Annotated in this window: 12 protein-coding genes; 5 read left to right on the top strand and 7 right to left on the bottom strand. The window is 70.5% G+C overall.

Features of this window, described 5'->3' with window-relative positions; translation table 11 throughout:
* Nucleotides 1–666, top strand: a 666-nt coding sequence (locus tag ABZV93_RS00005; RefSeq protein ID WP_354927716.1) for a DUF222 domain-containing protein, incomplete at its 5' end; no start/stop codon positions are given.
* Between the two features lie 43 nt (nucleotides 667–709).
* Here the strand turns inward: ABZV93_RS00005 and ABZV93_RS00010 are convergent.
* Nucleotides 710–985: a hypothetical protein gene (locus tag ABZV93_RS00010; RefSeq protein WP_354927719.1), complete on the bottom strand. Its 276-nt coding sequence runs from the start codon at nucleotides 983–985 to the stop codon at nucleotides 710–712.
* On the opposite strand from ABZV93_RS00010, the gene ABZV93_RS00015 reads away from it, so the two are divergent.
* Together ABZV93_RS00015 and ABZV93_RS00020 are read left to right on the top strand one after the other, a co-directional pair.
* A complete protein-coding gene (locus ABZV93_RS00015) occupies nucleotides 978–1,412 on the top strand; it encodes a hypothetical protein (RefSeq protein ID WP_354927722.1) in 435 nt (144 codons plus the stop codon). The two genes, ABZV93_RS00010 and ABZV93_RS00015, sit on opposite strands and share 8 nt — an antisense overlap.
* A gap of 8 nt (nucleotides 1,413–1,420) precedes the next feature.
* Nucleotides 1,421–1,939 (top strand): LLM class flavin-dependent oxidoreductase, encoded by a 519-nt coding sequence (locus tag ABZV93_RS00020; protein ID WP_354927725.1) that lies wholly within the window; start codon nucleotides 1,421–1,423, stop codon nucleotides 1,937–1,939.
* On the opposite strand, the gene ABZV93_RS00025 is transcribed toward ABZV93_RS00020, so the two are convergent.
* Complete coding sequence (locus ABZV93_RS00025; RefSeq protein ID WP_354927728.1) at nucleotides 1,911–2,663, bottom strand: methyltransferase domain-containing protein; 753 nt, start codon at nucleotides 2,661–2,663, stop codon at nucleotides 1,911–1,913. The genes ABZV93_RS00020 and ABZV93_RS00025 overlap by 29 nt on opposite strands.
* 83 nt (nucleotides 2,664–2,746) lie before the next feature.
* On the opposite strand from ABZV93_RS00025, the gene ABZV93_RS00030 reads away from it, so the two are divergent.
* Nucleotides 2,747–5,830, top strand: a complete 3,084-nt coding sequence (locus ABZV93_RS00030; RefSeq protein ID WP_354927731.1) for an AAA family ATPase — start codon at nucleotides 2,747–2,749, stop codon at nucleotides 5,828–5,830.
* A 437-nt stretch (nucleotides 5,831–6,267) separates the two neighbouring features.
* Complete coding sequence (locus ABZV93_RS00035) at nucleotides 6,268–10,284, top strand: S8 family serine peptidase (RefSeq protein WP_354927734.1); 4,017 nt, start codon at nucleotides 6,268–6,270, stop codon at nucleotides 10,282–10,284.
* Nucleotides 10,285–10,408: 124 nt separating this feature from the next.
* Here the strand turns inward: ABZV93_RS00035 and ABZV93_RS00040 are convergent, their stop codons facing one another.
* The 5 genes from ABZV93_RS00040 to ABZV93_RS00060 all read right to left on the bottom strand — a co-directional run bounded on the left by ABZV93_RS00040 (nucleotide 10,409) and on the right by ABZV93_RS00060 (nucleotide 18,277).
* Nucleotides 10,409–11,677 carry a hypothetical protein gene (locus ABZV93_RS00040; protein ID WP_354927737.1) on the bottom strand — a complete coding sequence of 423 codons (1,269 nt, stop codon included), beginning with the start codon at nucleotides 11,675–11,677 and terminating at the stop codon, nucleotides 10,409–10,411.
* A 236-nt stretch (nucleotides 11,678–11,913) separates the two neighbouring features.
* On the bottom strand, nucleotides 11,914–13,557 hold the full coding sequence (locus ABZV93_RS00045) for a hypothetical protein (protein WP_354927740.1): 1,644 nt from the start codon (nucleotides 13,555–13,557) through the stop codon (nucleotides 11,914–11,916).
* A gap of 158 nt (nucleotides 13,558–13,715) precedes the next feature.
* Complete coding sequence (locus tag ABZV93_RS00050; RefSeq protein ID WP_354927743.1) at nucleotides 13,716–14,462, bottom strand: N-acetyltransferase; 747 nt, start codon at nucleotides 14,460–14,462, stop codon at nucleotides 13,716–13,718.
* Between the two features lie 91 nt (nucleotides 14,463–14,553).
* Complete coding sequence (locus ABZV93_RS00055; protein ID WP_354927746.1) at nucleotides 14,554–15,174, bottom strand: SemiSWEET family transporter; 621 nt, start codon at nucleotides 15,172–15,174, stop codon at nucleotides 14,554–14,556.
* A 340-nt stretch (nucleotides 15,175–15,514) separates the two neighbouring features.
* Nucleotides 15,515–18,277 (bottom strand): AAA family ATPase, encoded by a 2,763-nt coding sequence (locus ABZV93_RS00060; protein WP_354927749.1) that lies wholly within the window; start codon nucleotides 18,275–18,277, stop codon nucleotides 15,515–15,517.
* Between the last annotated feature and the right edge of the window lie 109 nt (nucleotides 18,278–18,386).

Here is an 18,386-nt window from a genome sequence, read left to right on the forward strand (position 1 = left end):
AAGTACGGGACTGCGAAGGCGACCAACACCGCTGGGAGTGCGGCCAAGAAGCCTGGCCACGCCGGTGAACCGACACCGCGGGAGGCAGCAGGCCAAGACGAAGGCCCAGGAGGACAAGCAGGTAAGCCGAAACAGCCATCACCCGACACAGGTTCGCTCGCGGACGGGATCCCACCACCCCGAACACCCGGCCAAAGCCCACAACCGAATATCGACCCGCACGACGGGTGCCCGAAATGCGGAGGCGGCGGATCGGCCCGCTACCTCGGCACCGACGGCACACCCATCTCCGCCGCCACCGTGCGACGGCTGGCGTGCGAGGCCGACCTCATCCCCGTCGTCCTCGCAGGAGACGGGCACGTCCTCGACCTCGGCCGCTCCGACCGGTTCTTCAAGGAACACCAGCGGCGAGCCCTCGCGATCCGCGACGGCAGCCACTGCCACTTCCCCGGCTGCAACATCCCCGAACCACGCTGCATCACCCATCACATGACCGCCTGGGACCACGGCGGCCCGACGGATCTCGCGAACGGCGTGCTGTTGTGCCGCTACCACCACGTCACCGTCCACCACAAAGGATGGCAAGTCCGCATGGGCACCCACGGCCACCCGGAGTACGTGCCGCCGGAGTGGGTGGACCCGCAGCAGCGCATCCTTCGCCCATGAAGCCCGCGTAAGCCGACGTGAAGCCGGTCGACGGCGCCAGAGGTTAGTGGTCGCCGGCCGAAGCGGCTTCGGTGACGTTCGCCAACATGCTAGCCAGGACGTCCCGTGCGACGTCGAGTTCGCGATCGTCCAGGCCGGCTCGAAGCCGACGGTCGTGGGCGACGGCGACATCCCGGAGCCGGTGGAACGCCGCCTCGCCTTCGTCGGTGAGCTCGACAAGGTGAACCCGCCGATTGGACGGCTCGCGTCGGCGGGTCAGTAGGCCGTCGGACTCCATGGCGTTGAGGTGGTGGGTCAGGGTCGCTCCCTGGATGCCCACGGCGGCCGCGAGCTCACGTTGGTTCGCAGTCGATCACGTCTTCAACGCCAGCAGGACCTGCCAGGTCGGCAGCGAGCCACCGGCAGCGGCCAGCGCAGCGTCGAACGCCCGGCTGACGGCGCACGAGGTGTTGGTCAGCTGCAGGCCGATCGGTGGCCCGGGCGACACCTGGCCCGACGGGCCGAGCCGGCTGGCCGGCCATCTGGGTGAGGTCGTGCACGTCGCCGACGAACTCGGCCTGGACACCGTGTGGGTGCCCGACCACCTGCTCCAGGGCGCGCCCGGCACCTCGCCGGAGGACGAGATGCCGGGCGCGCCCTACGCTCGGGTTCCTCGCTGCCCGGTCACGCCGGGTGCGCCTGGGCACGGCGGTCACCGCCGCGACCTTCGGCCACCGCCGGGACCTTTCGGCCACCGGCATTGCTGATCAAGGCCGTGACGACCCTCGACGTCCTTTCCGGTGGCAGGGCGTGGCTCGGTATCGGAGCCGGCTACCACGAGGAGGAGGCGTGCTGGATGGGGCTGCCGCTACCGCCGACGAGGGAACGCTTCGAGCATCTGGAGCACACGCTGCGCCTCGCACTGCAGATGTGGGCAGGCGACCAGCGTGCCTTCGACGGACGCCATCACCAACTCGAACGCCCGAGCACTGAGCCGAGATCGGACGCCCCTATGGCGACATCGAGAAGACCGTCAGCACGCGGCTCGGAGCCGAGGAGGCGCCGGACCAGATCGCCGAACGCTGCGCGGCCCTGGCCGAACTCGGTCTGGACCACGTGGTCGTTCTCGTGCAGGGCCCCTGGGCCGACGCTGCCCTGCGTACTCTCGGGAAGGCGGCACCGGCCGTGGGAACGATCCCAGCCAGGCCCGCGGTTTCCTCGTCGCTGCCAACCTCCGGTTGACGGCTGGACGCACCCCGGAGCTCTCAACGTCGCCGCGCGACCACCCGGCTGAAGCCCAGCAGCCGTCCCTGATCGACACGCAGCATCTCCGCATCCTCACGCGGTTCGCCCCAGTCGCGGTCGCACACCTCGTTCCAGCGCAGCCAGTCCGCCCAGCCGCCGGGCAGCCGGTCGGCGAGGTCGACGTCGACCAGGCCGGTCTTCTCCCAGTGCCGGCGCCACCAGTCCGGGCTGTGAAAGGAGCAGAAGTCCCACTTCCAGTAGGGCGCCAGATGTGCCGGCGGATACGACGCGGGTTCCTCGGCGAGGCCGGGGACCACCATGCCGATCGCACCGCCGGGCTTGACGAACCCCGCGTAGTAGCCGAGATACAGGTCGTCGGTGCCGAAGTAGTGATAGGAGTCGATGCTGACCAGGGCGTCGAAGAAGCCTTCCTCGAAAGGAAGTGCGTGTGCCTCGGCGTGCACCGGATGCACCCGGCCACGTAGGTCGGCCTCCTCGATGCGGGACCAGTTCTGCGCGGCGTCGATCCACAGGTCGGTGGCCCACACCCGCACGTCGTACTCCCGGGCAAGGAAGATCGAGGTGAGCGCCGTCCCACACCCCATGTCCAGAACCCGCATGCCGGGCTTGAGCGGCATGACCTCCGCCAAGGCCTCGGCCAGCCACACGGGGTTCGGCCCCATCGCGTTGTCGACCATCCAGCGGGCGGAGTAGCGCCCGGAGCGGGGGTAGCGCTCGTTCGTCAGTAACCGCGTCAGTTCGTCGTCCTCCACGTCGCGGAGTCTGTCGAGGCCGCACGCGGGAGGCAACCGGATTAGGGTGCCGGGCGCGGCCATCGCCGTAGTACGTTCGAGCGATGTGTGCGGTACGGCCGACCGGGGCAGCGTCGACACCGAGAGCGTCGACAGCATCGAAACCGACAGCCACGACGCCGACAGCCTCGACAACGACGTCGGCAGCGGCACCCACCTCACTGCTGGCCACGCCGGGTTCGGCGTTCGTCGGGCGGACGGCCGAGGTGGGCGCCTTCGTCGATGCACTGCGGGGACCGGCCGCGATGGTGCTGGTCGGGGGTGAGGCCGGCGTCGGCAAGTCCCGCCTGGTCCGCGAATGCCTGGCCTCGCCCGCGTTGAGTGGTCGGGTCGTGTTGGCCGCGGCCTGCCCGCCGCTGCCGGAGCCCTTCCCGCTGGGACCGGTGGTGGACGGCGTACGACGGCTGATCCCACCGGAGGGCCCACTGGGGTTGAGCCCGCTGGGCGGCGCGCTGCGCCCGGTGTTTCCCGAGCTCGCCGACCGGTTGCCACCCGCGGTGGACGTACTCACCGATCCGATCGCCACCAGGCACCGGCTGTTCCGCGCGTTCGCCGAACTGCTGGAGTGCCTGCGGGTGGACGTGCTGGTGGTGGAGGACGTCCACTGGGCCGACACCGCGACGTGGGAGTGGCTGTTGACGACGTACGCCACCGGTCACACCCGCATCCCTGTGGTGCTCACCTACCGGCCGGCGGACGTGCCGGCGGGTTCTCTGCTGCGGCGGCTGGTGACCAGGCGACCGGTGGGCATGGCCCAGCTGCGGATCGACCTGCAGCCTCTCGACGTCGGCGGTACGCGGGACCTGGTGGCGGCGATGTTCGCCACCGAGCAGGTGTCGGAGCAGTTCGCGGAGTTCCTGCACGCGCGTACGGACGGTCTGCCGCTCGCCCTGGAGGAGTGCCTGCACCTGCTGCGCGACCGCCGGGACATCGTCGAGCGGGGCGGACAGTGGACCCGCCGGGTGCTCGACGAGCTTCAGGTGCCGCCGACCGTGCGCGACTCCGTACTCGAACGCGTGGAACGCCAGGCCCCGGAGACCCGCGCGGTGCTGGAGGCGGCCGCGGTCCTGGCCACCCCCGCCGACGAGCCGACGCTCACCGAGGTGCCGGGGCTGGACGCGGAGGCCGGACGGCGTGGGGTGGCCGCCGCGTTGACGTCGGGTCTGTTGCGCGAAGCCGGGCCGGGCCGGTTCGTGTTCCGGCACGTACTCGCCTCACAGGCCGTGGACGAGGCCATCCCCGTCTCGCGCCGCCGCCACCTGCACAGGAAGGCGGCCGAGCGGCTGCGGCGCCTCGACCCGCCGCCGGTGGCGCGACTGGCCCGGCACTTCCGGGAGGCGGGGGAGCACGAGGCGTGGACGGAGTACGCGGAGGCGAGCGCCGACCTCGCGCTGGAGTCCGGCGACGACCGGTTCGCCGTCACCGTGCTGCTCGAGCTGCTGGCGGCCGGCGACCACCCGGTCGACCGGCGTACCCGACTGGCCCGCAAGCTCGGGGAGGCGGCCCACCTGGGCACCGCCGCCCTCGGGGACCTCGCGGCACAGGTCGTCGACGCGCTGCGAAACGCCCTGGCCGCCGGCGTCGCCACGCCGGCCGCACGAGGAGAGCTTCGGCTGCTGCTGGGCCGGATGCTGCGCGAGATCAGCGAGGAACCCGAGGCCTACGCCGTGATCGAGGCGGCTGTCGACGACCTCGGGCACCGTCCCGACCTCGCCATGCGCGCGATGCTCAACCTGGCCATGCCGCTGGTCCCGGACTGGCCGGCCGCTCGTCACCTGGAATGGCTGGAACGCGGGACGCAGGCGCTGCCCGCGTCGACCTCCGAGGTCGACCGGCTGTCGTTCGCCGTCAACCGTGCGAGCTGCCTGCTGCTGCTGGGCGAGGAAGCCGGATGGCAGGCGGTGGCGGAGCTTCCGCGGGAGGCCGCCAGCCCTCCGGAGCGGTTGGTCGTCGCGCGGGGTCTGCTGAACGCCGCCCAGCTCGCGGTGGTGTGGGGGCGCTACGACGAGGTACGCCCGCGGCTGGCGTCCGCCCTGGAACACCTGCAGGCCGCGGACTACCAGCGGCTGCGGGCGACCGTCCGCGTCACCGAAGCGTTCCTCGACTGGCACACCGGCAACTGGGGCGACCTCGACACCGTGGCGAACGAGCTGGCCACCTCGGAGACGTCGGTGACGCTGGACCAGCTGCAGGCACGGCAGATCCTCGGGCTGGTGGCCCTCGCCCGCAGCGAACGCGACACCGCACGGCGGCACCTCACCGAGGTCACGGAGGAGTACGCCCGGCTCGGGGTGGTCGACCCGCTGGCCATGCCGGCCGCGGCGGCGCTGGCCCGGCTGCACGTCGCCGAGGGCGCGAACGACGAGGCGCTGGCGGTGCTCGCGGGGGACGTCACCACGATCGAGCGCAAGGGCGTGTGGTGGTGGGCCACCGACATCGCACCGGTGGCGGTGGCCGCGCTGATCGGCGGCGGTCAGGTCGATCGGGCCGCGGACATGGTGGGCAGGCTCGACGCCGGACTGGGTGGCCGCGGAGGACCCGCGCCGGCGGCCGCGCTGACGGTGTGCCGGGCGGTCGTCGCCGAGGCGCGAGGGCGGGTGGGCGAGGCGGCCGCGCTGTTCGCCGACGCCGGCTCGGCGTGGCGGGCTCTGCCCCGTCCGTACGACGAACTTCTCGCCAGGGAAGGGGAGGGCCGGTGCCTGGTCGCCGCGGGCGAGGAACGCCGGGGTCTCGCGCGGTTGACCGAGACCGAGCGGGACCTGCGGTCGCTGGGTGCGCGATGGGACGCCGACCGGGTGGCGCGGCTACTACGTCACCACGGAGTCGAGGTGGCCCGGACCTGGCGGCGGGGCCCGCGCGGCTACGGCGACCAGCTGTCGCCGCGGGAGCTGGAGGTGGTCGGCCTGGTCGCCCGGGGGCTGACGAACCGGCAGATCGGCGAGACGCTGTTCCTGTCGCCGCGTACGGTCGGCCATCATCTGCGCGCCGCGACGCGCAAGCTGGGCGTGTCCACGCGTACGGCTGCGGCGATCGCCGCCTCGGAGGCCGGCCTGATCGCGGTGGACCGTGTGGCCGGCCGTACGGTAGCTCGTCCGCAGGTGCCGCTGCCGGAACCGGACAACCAATAGGTCATCTGCCCGGTCGCTGAAAGTTCAGCCAGACCCCATCGTGTTCGGGTGGGCGGTGACCAGGGTGACGATCAGAAAAACCAGCAGTACGAGGGCCGGCACGACGAGCCGGGCGCAGGTGACTTGTGCGCAGGTGACTCGGGCTCAGGCGACTCGGCCTCAGGCGACTCGGTGACGCCGGTGCCCTCGGACCCGAGCGGGCGGCGCGCTCTGCCGTGGACGGATCCGCCCGAGCCCGATGCTCCTTCGCCGAATGCTGATGCCGACCCCGCCCCGTCGTACATCGACGACGAGTCGGCCGACGACGAGAGCTTCGAACCCCTGTGACAACGCAAGAAAGAGGTCATGCCATGGCCGGTCGGGCCCTCGGCCGTCAGGTCGTTCTCCGTCTTCGTCCGAGTGCCCGTTCCGGAGCTCTTCGCCGCGTCCTTCCCCGAGTGCTCGCGGCGTCGGCGGTGGTCGCGCTCGCGGTGGCCGGATCTCCCGGGCACCCCGGGACGGTGGCCGCGGCGGCAACCTCGGTCGAACCCGCCACGGCTACGACGACCACGAGCACGACGGCGGCGACCGCGACCAACGCGACCAACGCGACCAACGCCAGTACGCCGCCCGTGGCGTCTTCGGAGCCCGCGACCGTCACCCTGATCACCGGGGACCGCGTCCGGCTCCGCTCGGTCGGGGGTGGACGGACGACCGCGACGGTGGAGCCTGCGCCGCGGCCCAGCGGTGTCGTTCCGCAGTTCCAGGTCAGCACGAGGGACGGCCGGACGTCCGTCATCCCCACCGACATCGGCCCTCTGCTGCGGTCGGACGTACTCGACCCGGCGCTGTTCGACGTGACGGCGCTGGCGAAGCAGGGCTACGACGACGCGGCCAGCCGGACTCTTCCGCTGATCCTCACCTATCCGAAGAACGCGCCGCGCACCTACCGCACGAAGACAGTCCCCGGGGGCCGTGAGCGTCGCGTGCTCGACAGTGTGGACGGCGTCGCCACCGAGGTCGCCAAGGACGAGGTGGCCAAGCTGGGGAAGGCGGTGTTCGAACTCGCCGAGGCCGCGCAGAAGACCGGCCGGCGTACGTCGTCACTGACCGCTGCGCAGGCCGGACCGCTTGCGGGCGTACGGAAGATCTGGCTGGACGCGCGGGTCAGGGTGGCCTTGGACCGGAGTACGAAGCAGATCGACGCACCTGCCGCCTGGGACGCCGGCTACACCGGCGCCGGGGTGAAGGTCGCCGTACTCGACACCGGCAGCGACACCACCCACCCGGATCTGGCCGGCCGGGTCAGCGCCTCGCACAACTTCACCGACACCGGGGACGCCGGCGACAGGTTCGGGCACGGCACGCACGTCGCGTCGATCGTCGGTGGATCGGGCGCGGCCTCCGACGGTGCCCGCAAGGGCGTCGCGTACGGCGCGGACCTTGTCAACGGCAAGGTCCTGGGTGACGACGGTTACGGCGCCACGTCCTGGATCATCGACGGGATGGAGTGGGCCGCCGGCGTCGAGCATGCCGACATCGTGAACATGAGCCTCGGCTCGGATCCTTCCGAGTACGGCAGCAACCTCGTGACGGCGGCCGTCGACCGGTTGAGCAGCGAGGACGGCACGTTGTTCGTCGTCGCGGCCGGCAACAACGGATGCGACGCGTGCGTGCTGGCGCCCGGCGACGCGCCGAGCGCGCTGACGGTCGGTGCGGTGGACCGGCAGGACCAACTCGCCGACTTCTCCAGCCGCGGTCCCGGTCCCGTCAACCTCGCCCTCAAGCCGGACATCACCGCGCCCGGTGTGGGTATCTGGGCCGCCCGTGCCAAGGACGCCCAGCTCGGCGGATCGGGGCCGTACCTCGAGCTGTCCGGAACGTCCATGGCGACCCCGCACGTGGCCGGCGCCGCGGCCCTGTTGTCGCAGGCCCGTCCCGAGCTGACCGGCACGGAACTCAAGGCCGCGCTGATGTCCACCGCCGTGCCCACCGCGGGGCTGCGGGAGTACCAGCAGGGCGCCGGCCGGGTCGACGTGGCCCGCGTGCTGAAGAGTCCGGTGCTCGCCGAGCAAGGGTCGCTTGACTTCGGCGTCGTCGCGCTGAAGGCCGGCGGCGGGACCGCCCCCGTGGACCGCGACGTGAGCTACCGCAACGTCTCCGGCCAGCCGGTGACGCTGAACCTGCACGTCCAGCTTCGGGACGAGACCGGCGCCCAGGTCGGCTACGCGTCGGTGGAACCGTCCCAGCTGACCGTCCAGCCCGGCACGGTCGGCACGGCCAAGGTCGTCGTCGACCCGGGAACCGCCGAGCCCGGCAGCTACACCGGAGTCCTGGTGGCGGACGTTCCGGGTGCGCAGTCGCTGCACACGCCGACCGGGTTCGTGGGCCAGCCGCAGCTGTTCGACCTGCGGCTCAAGGGCATTGCCCGCGACGGCCGGCCCGCGCTGGCCTGGGTCGGTTCCCTCAACGGCTCGCCCGTCGTCGATGTCGACACCGGCGAGACGATGACGAAGACGTGCAGGGCCGAGGATCCGACGATCGAGGTCTGTGTGCGGGTGCCGGCCGGTACGTACTCGGTGCTGGCCTTCGTCCACACGCGTCCTGCCGACGTACCGTCGAACGGCTACGGCGACGGCCTCGACACATCACTGGTCGGCGACCCGGAGCTGAAGATCACCGATGACACCACGCTGACCCTCGACGCTCGCAAGGCGGTCGAGGTCAAGGTTGACACCCCGGCGAACCCGGAGGCCAGGGCCAACCTCGGCGGCGCCGTCGAACTCAGGTGGTACCGCACGGCTCCCGACGGCACGGTCGCCAGTGACGCCGTCCTCAACGCACCCGGGTCGCAGGGCGAGGAACGCTTCTTCGTGCAGCCGATGGGTGACCCGTCGCTCGGGTCCTTCGAGGCCACCTCGAGGTGGCGGCTGGAGGCGCCGAACGTCACCCTGTCGGTGCCGGGAGCCAAGGACGTGAAGCTCGACCCGCAGTACTACCCGATGAACTGGTTCAGCGACTTCAGCGAGCAGTTCCCGGTGCTCGACGGTTCGGCCAACCTGCGCGTGGTCGACGCGGGTCAGGGGCGGCCCGAGGACCTTGCCGGCCTTGACCTGAAGGGCGCCCTGGCGCTCGTCCGGCGCAGCGACGACCTGCCGGTGGCCGAACAGTCGAACGCCGCGGCCGATGCAGGTGCGCGGATGGTGGCGGTCTACAACGACAGTCCCGGCGCCAACGGCAACCCAGGTGGCTACGCCGACCTCGCGCTCAAGGTGCCGACGGTACGCCTCACCGGAGCCGAAGGCGGTGCGCTGCTCGGTCTGCTCGGCAAGGGGAAGTTGACAGTACGGGCGACGGGAACCATGGCCAGCCCCTACGTCTACGACCTGGTCTACGCCGAGCGGCACGGTATCCCCGCGCGACCGCACTACAGCGCCGATCGGTCGGACCTGGTGCGCGTCGACGAGGACATTCACAGCCTGGCGACCGACCAGATCACCTACAGCGAGGGAGCGTTCGCCTTCCGGCCGCAGGACGAGATGTCGATCACCTTCCAGCGCCCGCTGTACGAAGCGCCGCGCTCGCGCGTCGTCTACCACACGTCGGACCCCACGACGAGATGGTCGTACGTGATGACGACCCCCGAACAGCCGTACGGCTACCACGAACCGCACCCGGAGGTCGCGCAACTCCAGCTGAACACCCCGCTGACGACCTACGCGCCACGCGAACACGCCACCCAGTCGTGGCTCGGCGCACCGGTCGCCACCGGCCTCAACCCGAACTTCCCGGTCGTGCGCGACCGCGACCGGCTGGTGCTCGGTGAGTCGTTCCCGTCGCTGTTCCAGGGTGTCGGGATGGTGGACGGCGCGAACCACCCCTCGGTGGCGGCGTCGACCGAGGGCGACGACGGCTTCGCCACGATGTTCAGGCTCTCGCGGGGTGAGGAGACGGTGTGGGAGACCGAACACATCCCCGGTGGACTCTTCGGCTACGTGACACTTCCCACCGGGTCCGAGGACACCTACCGGATGTCGTTCGACGTGGCCAACCGCGCACGGTGGGCCAAGCTGTCCACCCGCAGCCGCTCGGAGTGGACGTTCCGGTCCGCGGCCACCGACGCGGCCGAGCCAGTGCCGCTGCTGACCCTCGGGTACGACGTCGGGGTCGACCTGCGCAACGAACTGACACCGCCGGCGCGCGGGTCGAACCAGGTGAAGGTGAGGGTCGGCCACCAGGCGGGGGTGAACATTCCTGTGAACCGTTTGACGTTCGAGGTCTCCTACGACGATGGCGGCCGGTGGCGGCACCTGCGGACCGTCCGTCACGGCGACGGCCGCTACTCGGTCGACCTGCCGCCGAACGCGCCGGCGAAGTCCCGCTACTTGTCGTTCCGCGTCCACGCACAGGACGCGAACGGCAACCAGCTGACCCAGGAGATCATCCGTGCGGTAGCGCTCCCACACCGGAGGTGAGATCGATCCCAGTCGCAGCGGAGGCGCGCCAGGCCACAGCCAGTGGTCGGGCGTGCCTCCTGGCGTTTTCCTCGGGGCCGGTTGGAGGTGTGCGTGTGGCTCGTACGCCTGTTCTCCGCGGTGGCTACGACTGCCGTCTGACCGCAACACCGCCCTGGACCCTGAGGATCCGGACGTCGTAGTCGGTGAACGTCACTGGCACGGTTTTCGTCCCGGCGAAGGTCTGGATCGGTGTCGTACCCGCCGTCGGGTCGTAGACCTGCACCTGCCGCGGAGGGCCGGCGAGGTGCACGGTGGCCGACTCCGAGCCGGCGGCTCGCTCGCTCCACACCATGAGGAAGAAGTCGCCGTCACTTCTGCGAAGCAACAGGTCGTGGGTGGTGGGCGCACGGTCACTGATCGAGTAGGCCAGCCCGCCCGCGGGCGCCGAGTCGGCGCTGTCCGCCAGCACCGACGTGAGGTTGTGCAGGTAGATGCCCGAGCGCTTGGGCTGGTAGTCGGGGTCGACAAATCCCCAATAGCCCTGCGCGGGATCGTCGCGAAGCATGTAGACGAACGTGTGCTGGTAACCGCGGGAGTACTGCGAGAGGTAGAGCGCGAGCAGCAGCCGTCCCTGGTCGTCCTCGGTGAGGCTGTTCGTGCCCTGGGTGGCCCAGCCCGTCTCGGTGGACACCTTCGGCAGCGCTGCCCGGTCCGCCGCCGCCGTGTATCCGGGAAAGCCCTCCCGCCAGGTCACGCCGTACTCGCCGTAGATACCGTCGATCCAGTCCTCGAAGTCTGGAGAGGCGTTCTCCCACGCCATGTTGTCGATGATCGCGGGCTTGCGGCAGATGTAGTTGTGTACGTTGGCGAAGTCGGCGTACTGCGTACCGGCAGGCATGAGCGTTCCAGCACCCTCGGGGATGGTGAGGAACTGCAGGCCGACGTTGTTCGGCTCGGAGCCTCCGGCCTCGCTGGAGTGGAGGACCGGGAAGCGCCGCAGCAGCGGGTCGGCCTTCACGCGTCGGTAGAGCTCCAGCTGCCAGCGGGCGACGGGAGTGAAGTCCTGGTCCCACACGGACGTGTCGCCGTCGAAGGTGACCGCCCAGTTGTTCGGCTCGTTCGGGCCCTCCAGTGCGAGCAGGGCTCCGGCGCGGGCCAGCCGGCGGGACGCCTCGAGCTGGTCGGCCAGCCACGCCTCGTCAGGACCACTGCGCACGATCACGAACCTGGCGCCGGTCCGCTCGTGCACCGAGATCAGCTCGTCCACGAATGCTGCCGACACGTTGTCGCTGTCGCGAATGTTGCGGATGCCGGTGTAGGCCAGGGCGTCCGCAAGGCGGGCGGGATCGTCGACGCCCTGCCCCATGTGTGCACAGGCGCAGATCGAGTCGAGGAAGTCGGTGACCGGCACCGCTTCCACGATGGAAGGCCGAGTTGAGGCCTGGGCCGGTGACGCCATCGACGACGCGGCCGCGCCCGCCGCAACTGCCGCGGCACCACCCAGCACCGACCTACGGGAGATCCTTCGGTTGGTCACGGTTCTGCAAGCTATGGTCGGCGCCTGGTCCGGTCAACGACCTGGTCCGGGTCGGGCCGTTCCGCTTGTGGACGCGGGCGACGCAAGGTGCCGGGCAACCAGCGCCGCCACTAGGTCTGCTTGTGCAACAGTCCGGTTATGCCGGCGATCAGCAGGGCCGTGAACACCCAGGCAGCCAGGCGCAGGAGGAACAACAGCGGCGGCATCCAGCCGTTGTCGGGCGGGTCCCACGCGGACTCCTCCGCGACGCCGGGGAAGGTCGAGCTCAGCGCGAAGGTCACGGGGTCGAGGCAGTCGAGCTTCCATTGCGGCCTGCACAGGGCGTTCGGCGCGAGACCGGTCTGAGGCAGCCGACGCGCTGCGAGATCAGCTTCGATCGCAGCCGTCGGGGTTGTGGTGAAGGCGTCATCCCAGAAGTGCGCCATGGTGAACGAGATGCAGAAGATGACTGCGAGCCAGGCCAGGGCGACGCCCGGGTAGTAGCCGTGGCCGGTGGTCCACCGGTAGGCCTGCCGGGAGATCTTCGCCGAGAACTTCGCGTTCCGAGTCGAGTTCACCGCGGACCGGTAGCGGATCCACCGTGCGTCGGTCGGCTGGCCGTTACGTGCATAGATATCCGCGAGTTCCTGCCAGGGTTGCGCTGCGGACTGCTGGCTCAGCCACGCGGCCGCCGCGCTTCGGTCATCACGGATCACACCGTGGACGTCTCCCAACCGCCAGCCGGTGATGTCGCCGACTCTCGGGAGTGAACTACGACTTGCTCCGACGACGAGACTTGTGATCCTCGCCGCCGCGAAGTTCACCCGACCGACCGCGGTGAACCCGCCGGTGAGCAACACGGCGTTCTTCGCGTGGAGCCCCTCACCGACAAGGCTGTCGCCGTTCCGGTCGGTGCCCTTCAGCGAGGCGTCGCTGAAGTCGAGATACCCGCCTATTCGGGCTCTGGGGAGACGGATGGCTCCCGCCGCTGAGAATCCCGCTCCTAGCGCGACGGTGTTGTCCGCCAGCAAGCCGTCGGCGGACAGGCTGTTTCCTTGAATGTCGCAGCCGTTCAGAGTCGTACCGCTGAAGTCCAGCTTGCCACCGACATGTGCACCGGCGATCATGACCCCGCCGGCAGAAGTCAATAGGTTGCGCACGAGGACGTTGTTCATCGCTTGCAGCCCGTTGGCGCGCAGACTGTTACCTTCGCGGTCTGCTCCTCTCAGAACGGCGGCGTCCAGATAGATCTGGCCTCCGACGTACGCCCCCCGCAGTGCGATGGCGCCGGCCGCGGTCAATCTCTCGTCCAGGCGGAGATCGTGGCTCACATTCAGTCCGTCACCAGCCAGACACCTTCCTTGTCGGTCGATTCCTTGAAGGTGGGTCCCGCTGAGGGCCAGCTCGCAGAGGTGTGTGTAGCTGAGCTTGACAACCCCGGTGACTCGGCAACAGATCAGTCGAAGGGGAAAGATGACCGTGGCGAAGTCCAGGTCGATCTCGCCGACGATGATGGCACCGTAGATCGTGAGCCCGCGTGGATCGGCTCGCGAACTGAGCGCTCGGTCGAGCAGTACCTGCCGGAGGCCGTCGGCGTGGACAATCAGTTCCGGTGGAGGCGGACTTCCGTCAAGTGGAGTCCACGTGGGCAGGTGTTCACCGACTACGAGACCAGCGCCGCTTTCAATGCATGTCCGTAGTCGGTCCATCGATATGCCGCTGGGCCTATCGCACGGAACTTCCGGCGACGGGACCTCCCCGTTCTGCGCCCCCATGACGTCGATCTCCGCGTCGTTGGGCTAAGGCTCGGAGGCTCTGAAACCCGAGGCTCGCCCTCTCATACAGTGGCCCGGCCGCAGAGGCGTCACTGTCGCTGCAAACCTTCAGTCAGCGTGATTGGGCGAGTGCACACTGTCAACCGGAGCGGCGCCGGTCAGACCGACAGCCGGTGGCGGACCCAGACGTTCGGCTCGACGTAGACCGCGTAGTCGTGCTCGACCTGGCACTGCACCGGGACGAGCGCCTCGGGCACCGTCACCTCGCCGCTCTCGTCGAACGGCAGTCCGGTCCACTCCCTCCACTCGCGGAGCGAGCCGGCTATCACCATCGACCTGGGGGCCACCGAGTCGATCGTCGCGCCCGCGCGTACGTGCGTGCGCAGCCAAGGATCCACGGGCAGCCCGTCGTCGCGAGTACGAGCGATGTACTCGGCCATCGGGGTGTGTGGCTCGGCGTGCTTGCCGTTCGGGCGGACCGGTGCCACGAGTTCGTCGAAGCCGGCGGCCGCCGCGGCTGTCCGTAGCGCGCCGAGCATGTGCTGGGACATCCCGGCGCCCAGGTGGTCCGGGCGTACCGCGATCTCCAGCGCGGTCACGGTGTCGGGCTTCGTGCCCTCCCGATGGTCGCGGAAGGCCCAGGTCAGGGCGCGGTCCCAGCCGCCCGTCGGCAGCGTGCCACGGCGTTCCGCGTGGAGGGCGAACGGAGCCGCGAACGCCCGTGCCACCACCTCATCGCCGTCGGTGGCGACCAAGCAAAGATGCGGGAACGTGGACGGCACGTGATGGAACAGAGCGGCTGCGATCTCGTCGTGCCCCATGAACACCGGCCACGTGTCAGGCATGGCCCACATCGCCGCCTCGAGTTCGGGGCGATCCGCGAGGGTCGTCACCAGTTCCGGCATCCGACGAGTATCCCAACCTGGTCGCGGTCCGGCCGATGCCCGGTTGGAGGCTGCCTGGCCCGGGAGCCTCACGGGCCAGGCAGCCGGCTGGTCAGGCCGAGACGGCCGCGGCGACCTGGGTGCACATCTGCCGCATCCAGCGGTGCGTGTGCGGTGTGGCCAGGACGGGAGACGGCGCCTCGGCCGGGATCGTTGTCGCCGGGACGGCCGTGGTCCGGCTCGGCTGGTCGTGCGGGGTCTGGGTGCGCGCTGACACGGTGCGTGCGGACGTCGCGGGGATCCGTGCGGGGGCCATCCGGCAGTTCTGCCGCTTCTGCGCGGGCACCCCCTGCGCGCGGCGAGGCTTGGGGACGTTGCGGCTCACGACCGCGGATACGGCGGGACGCGCGGTCACTCGCACGGGGTGCGGCTCGCGAGCGCGCACGTAGGCCTTGGCGGCCGCCCGACAACGACGGCGCAACCGCAGCGCCGTACCGAGGGTGGCGGCCCCGCCGAGCAGCCCCGCGCTGTTGACGGCCAACAGTGCGAGGTCCACCTGGAACGCGCCGTACGCGAACCAGACCACGTTCCCCACCAGCGATGCGGTGAGGAAGGCGACGGAGACCTCGTCCGCGCTGCCCGCGCGGCGCAGCTTGCGGGTCTGGTCGAGCAGGGCACATGCCTGTGCCAGGCCGATCGAGGTGGCCACGGCGCTCAGGATGGTAACGATCATCGGCGTTGCTTTCGTCGTCGGGCGGCGGCCTGGGACTGGCCCGGGCCACGGGCGGGCGATGGACTACGTACTGGGGTCGAAAGTCCCTGGTGCGGTGGGGCTTTCTGCTTGCACAACCCAGGAAAGCGCGCGAGGGTGATCGGGTGAATCACGAGTTCGAGCCAAATGAGTGAGGGCCGAACCGCCGGGATCGCGGCAAGGTGTGCATCCGCCTCACGTGTTCGGGTGAGGCCAACCCGTCGGGGGCGGCGCATGGTCCGCGTTCGTACGCCTATGTCAAGACGGTGTTGCGCAGGGTGTGACCGCGAGGATCATCCGCGTTCGTAGAGGAATGTCCAGGTCACGGCCGGCTCAGGACCTCCCGGGTCAGCTGGACCCGGGAGCTGACGCCGAGCTTGCCGAAGATCGAGCGCAGGTGGGTGCCGACGGTGTTCGGCGACAGACTCAGTGTCTGCGCGACGTCACGATTCGTACGCCCCTCGGCCACCAGGGAGGCGACCCGGCGTTCGGTGTCGGTGAGCGCGTCCCAGCCGGTTCTGGGACGACGGGTCGTCGCCATCCAGCGGCGCCGACGTGCACCGGTCGACTGGAGGCGGCGCTGGACCCGGCGTGCCTCACCGGTCGCGCCGAGGGCGACGTAGGCGTCCCATGCCCGGTCGAGTTCCGCGACACCCAGCTCGCGGCGTCCGTGCGCGACGAGCGCCCGGCCGTGGTCCTCGGCAGCCGAGGCGCGGCTGAGGAGCCGGGGGCTGTCCCGCAGCACGGCGACCGCCTCACCGAACAGATCCACGTCGTCCTCGAGCAACGCCTTGGCGTGCAGGGCGCTTCCTGCCGCGGTCGCGACCCCTGGATTGCGGTCGGCGTACTGCTGGGCGAGCAGGGCAGCCCTCTGGGCGAGTGCGGTGTCCTTGCCCCGCAAGGCGATGCGGACGACGGTCGGCAGGTCGGCGTAACCCGCGGCGGTGTGCCGGGTGAGCGCGGCTGGTGAGTCCGCGGCCGCCGCGAGTAGTCGGGTCGCGCCGGCGGCGTCACCGGACGCGTCCAGCCACTGAGCGTGTGACAGCGTCCCCTGGGCAGAGGCCAGCCGGACGTCGGACCTCGTCCACCGCCTGGCTTCGGCCGCGTACTCTCCGGCTTGCCGCAGGTCGCCGCGCAGTTGGGCGATGCGGGTCAGCAGGGCGTACGCCTGGAGCCGGTAGCCGTACTCCTGCAGGTCCTCGGCCAGTCGTACGATCGTGCGCGCACCGGCCTCCGCCTCGTCCAACCGGCTGGCAGCCAGGTCGACGGCCGCCTCCAACCAGCCGAACGCCGGCACCTCCCACGTTCCGCCGTGTTCCTCAGCCTCGCGCCGGGACCGGCTGAGGCCGTCGCGTGCCTCGTCGTACCGGTCGAGCAGTGCCAGAGCGCGCAGCTCGCCAGCGTGAGCAGGTCCGCCGTGGACCGCGCGTACCTGCTGGAAGAAGTCCAGCGCGTCGGCGTACCGGCCGTCGGTGGCCGCGGCATGCCCGAGCGCCCGCAGGGCGGTCGTACGCGCGTCGACGTCTCCCGCCTCGTCGGCGTCGGCGAGGGCCACATGAGCGGCGCGCACGGCCGCGTCGGGTTCGTCGGACCGGGACAGCGCAAGTGCCCGTTGCGCCAGTAGCAGGGCACGCACCTGCGGGGAGATCCCGTCCAGTTCCAGCGCTTCGGTGACCCGGTCCAGCAGTCGCTCGTCGAGACCGAGATCCCACAGCGGGCGGGCGAGCCGGGAATGAATGCGCGCGGCGGTCTCTGCGTCCGGTGACGTACGCAGAAGCTCGTCGGCGGTGAAGATGGCGTCCTGCACCCGTCGCGCGCGGACGAAGATGTCAACCACCTCTTGCCCCACCTCAAGGCGGAGCCGATCACGACGGGGCAGCAGGTTGTAGGCATGGGTGATCAGGCTCACCGCCGTGGTCGGAGACTGCGGCGCCACCTCGGCGGCCGCGCGGCGCAGGACGTTCGCGGCATCCCGGTCACCGGCCGATGCACCCGCCATCAGATGGTGCGCGGCGTCGACGGGAGTACGGCCGGTGGCGAGCAGGTGCTCGGCCGCGGAACGGTGCAGCACGCGGCGCGCGGTCGGGGTCAGGTCCTCGTAGGCGGCCTCCCGGATCAGGTCGTGCCGGAAGGTCACGTGCAGCCCGGTGTCGACGAGCATGCCCTCGGCGAGTGCGCCGTGCAGGCTGGGGAGGAGATCGGAGACGGGTACGCGCCGCAGCGCGGCCGCGTCGTCGATGGAGAAGGTACCGCCCAGGACCGAGCCGGCCTGGAGCAGGCTCCACACGTCCTTGTACGGTCCGGAAAGCCGCCTTCGCAACGCCGTACGAAGTTTGGTGGGTACGCCGGGACCCGACTCGGTGACGTCGCCTCCCTCGACCATCTCCTCGCTCAGCACGCCTTCGAGCAACTCGGTCACCAGGAACGGGTTTCCGGCCGTGCCTTGGAGTAGACGAGCCAACCGGGGACCTGGTTCGGTGCCGAGGCGGTCGGTCGCGAGCTCCCTCATCGCGGTCGGGCTCAACGGTTCCAGGGTGATCTGATGGACGGGCAGGTCGCGCGGTATCACCTGGGACAGTTCGGTACTCGTCGCCGGCGTGTCGCGGGCAGTGAGCAGCCACACGATGGGCGAGGAGGACAGCCGGGGCGGCAGCAGCCGCAGGGCGAACAACGTGAGCGGATCGGCCCACTGCACGTCGTCGACGGCGATGAGGATCGGCGTCTGCTGGGCGCGTTCCTCAAGTGGTGCGGCGATCCGGTCGACCAGCCACAGTTGCTGGTCCAGCAGCGGGCCGACCGCGGCCAGGTCGCCTTCGGACAGTAATGGTGTGCGACCGCCCCGCAGCGCCAGCAGCAGCGTGGCCATCGGTGAGATACGGTCCAACTCCTCGGCCTTGCCCACACAGGCGGTGAAGCCGTCGCGTTGGGCCTGGGCGCGCGCTCTCTCCACCAGGGCGGTCTTGCCGAGCCCGGCCTCGCCGCTGACGACCAGCACGGTGGACCGGCCCGTGGTCGCCGTCTCCGCGAGCACCCGCAGCGTCGTGTCCACCTCGGCCGAGCGGCCCCGAAGGAGCGTCTGCGTCACGGTCGGCTCCCTCGGGATCTCGTGCGTACGGCTGGGCTGTGACTCTCAGCGTCGCACGCCTGACGCCGCCCCGCGATCCGCCAGGCCGCACCGTCCCTGTTTGCGATGA

The organism is Actinopolymorpha sp. NPDC004070, from assembly GCF_040610475.1.
Lineage (GTDB): Bacteria > Actinomycetota > Actinomycetes > Propionibacteriales > Actinopolymorphaceae > Actinopolymorpha.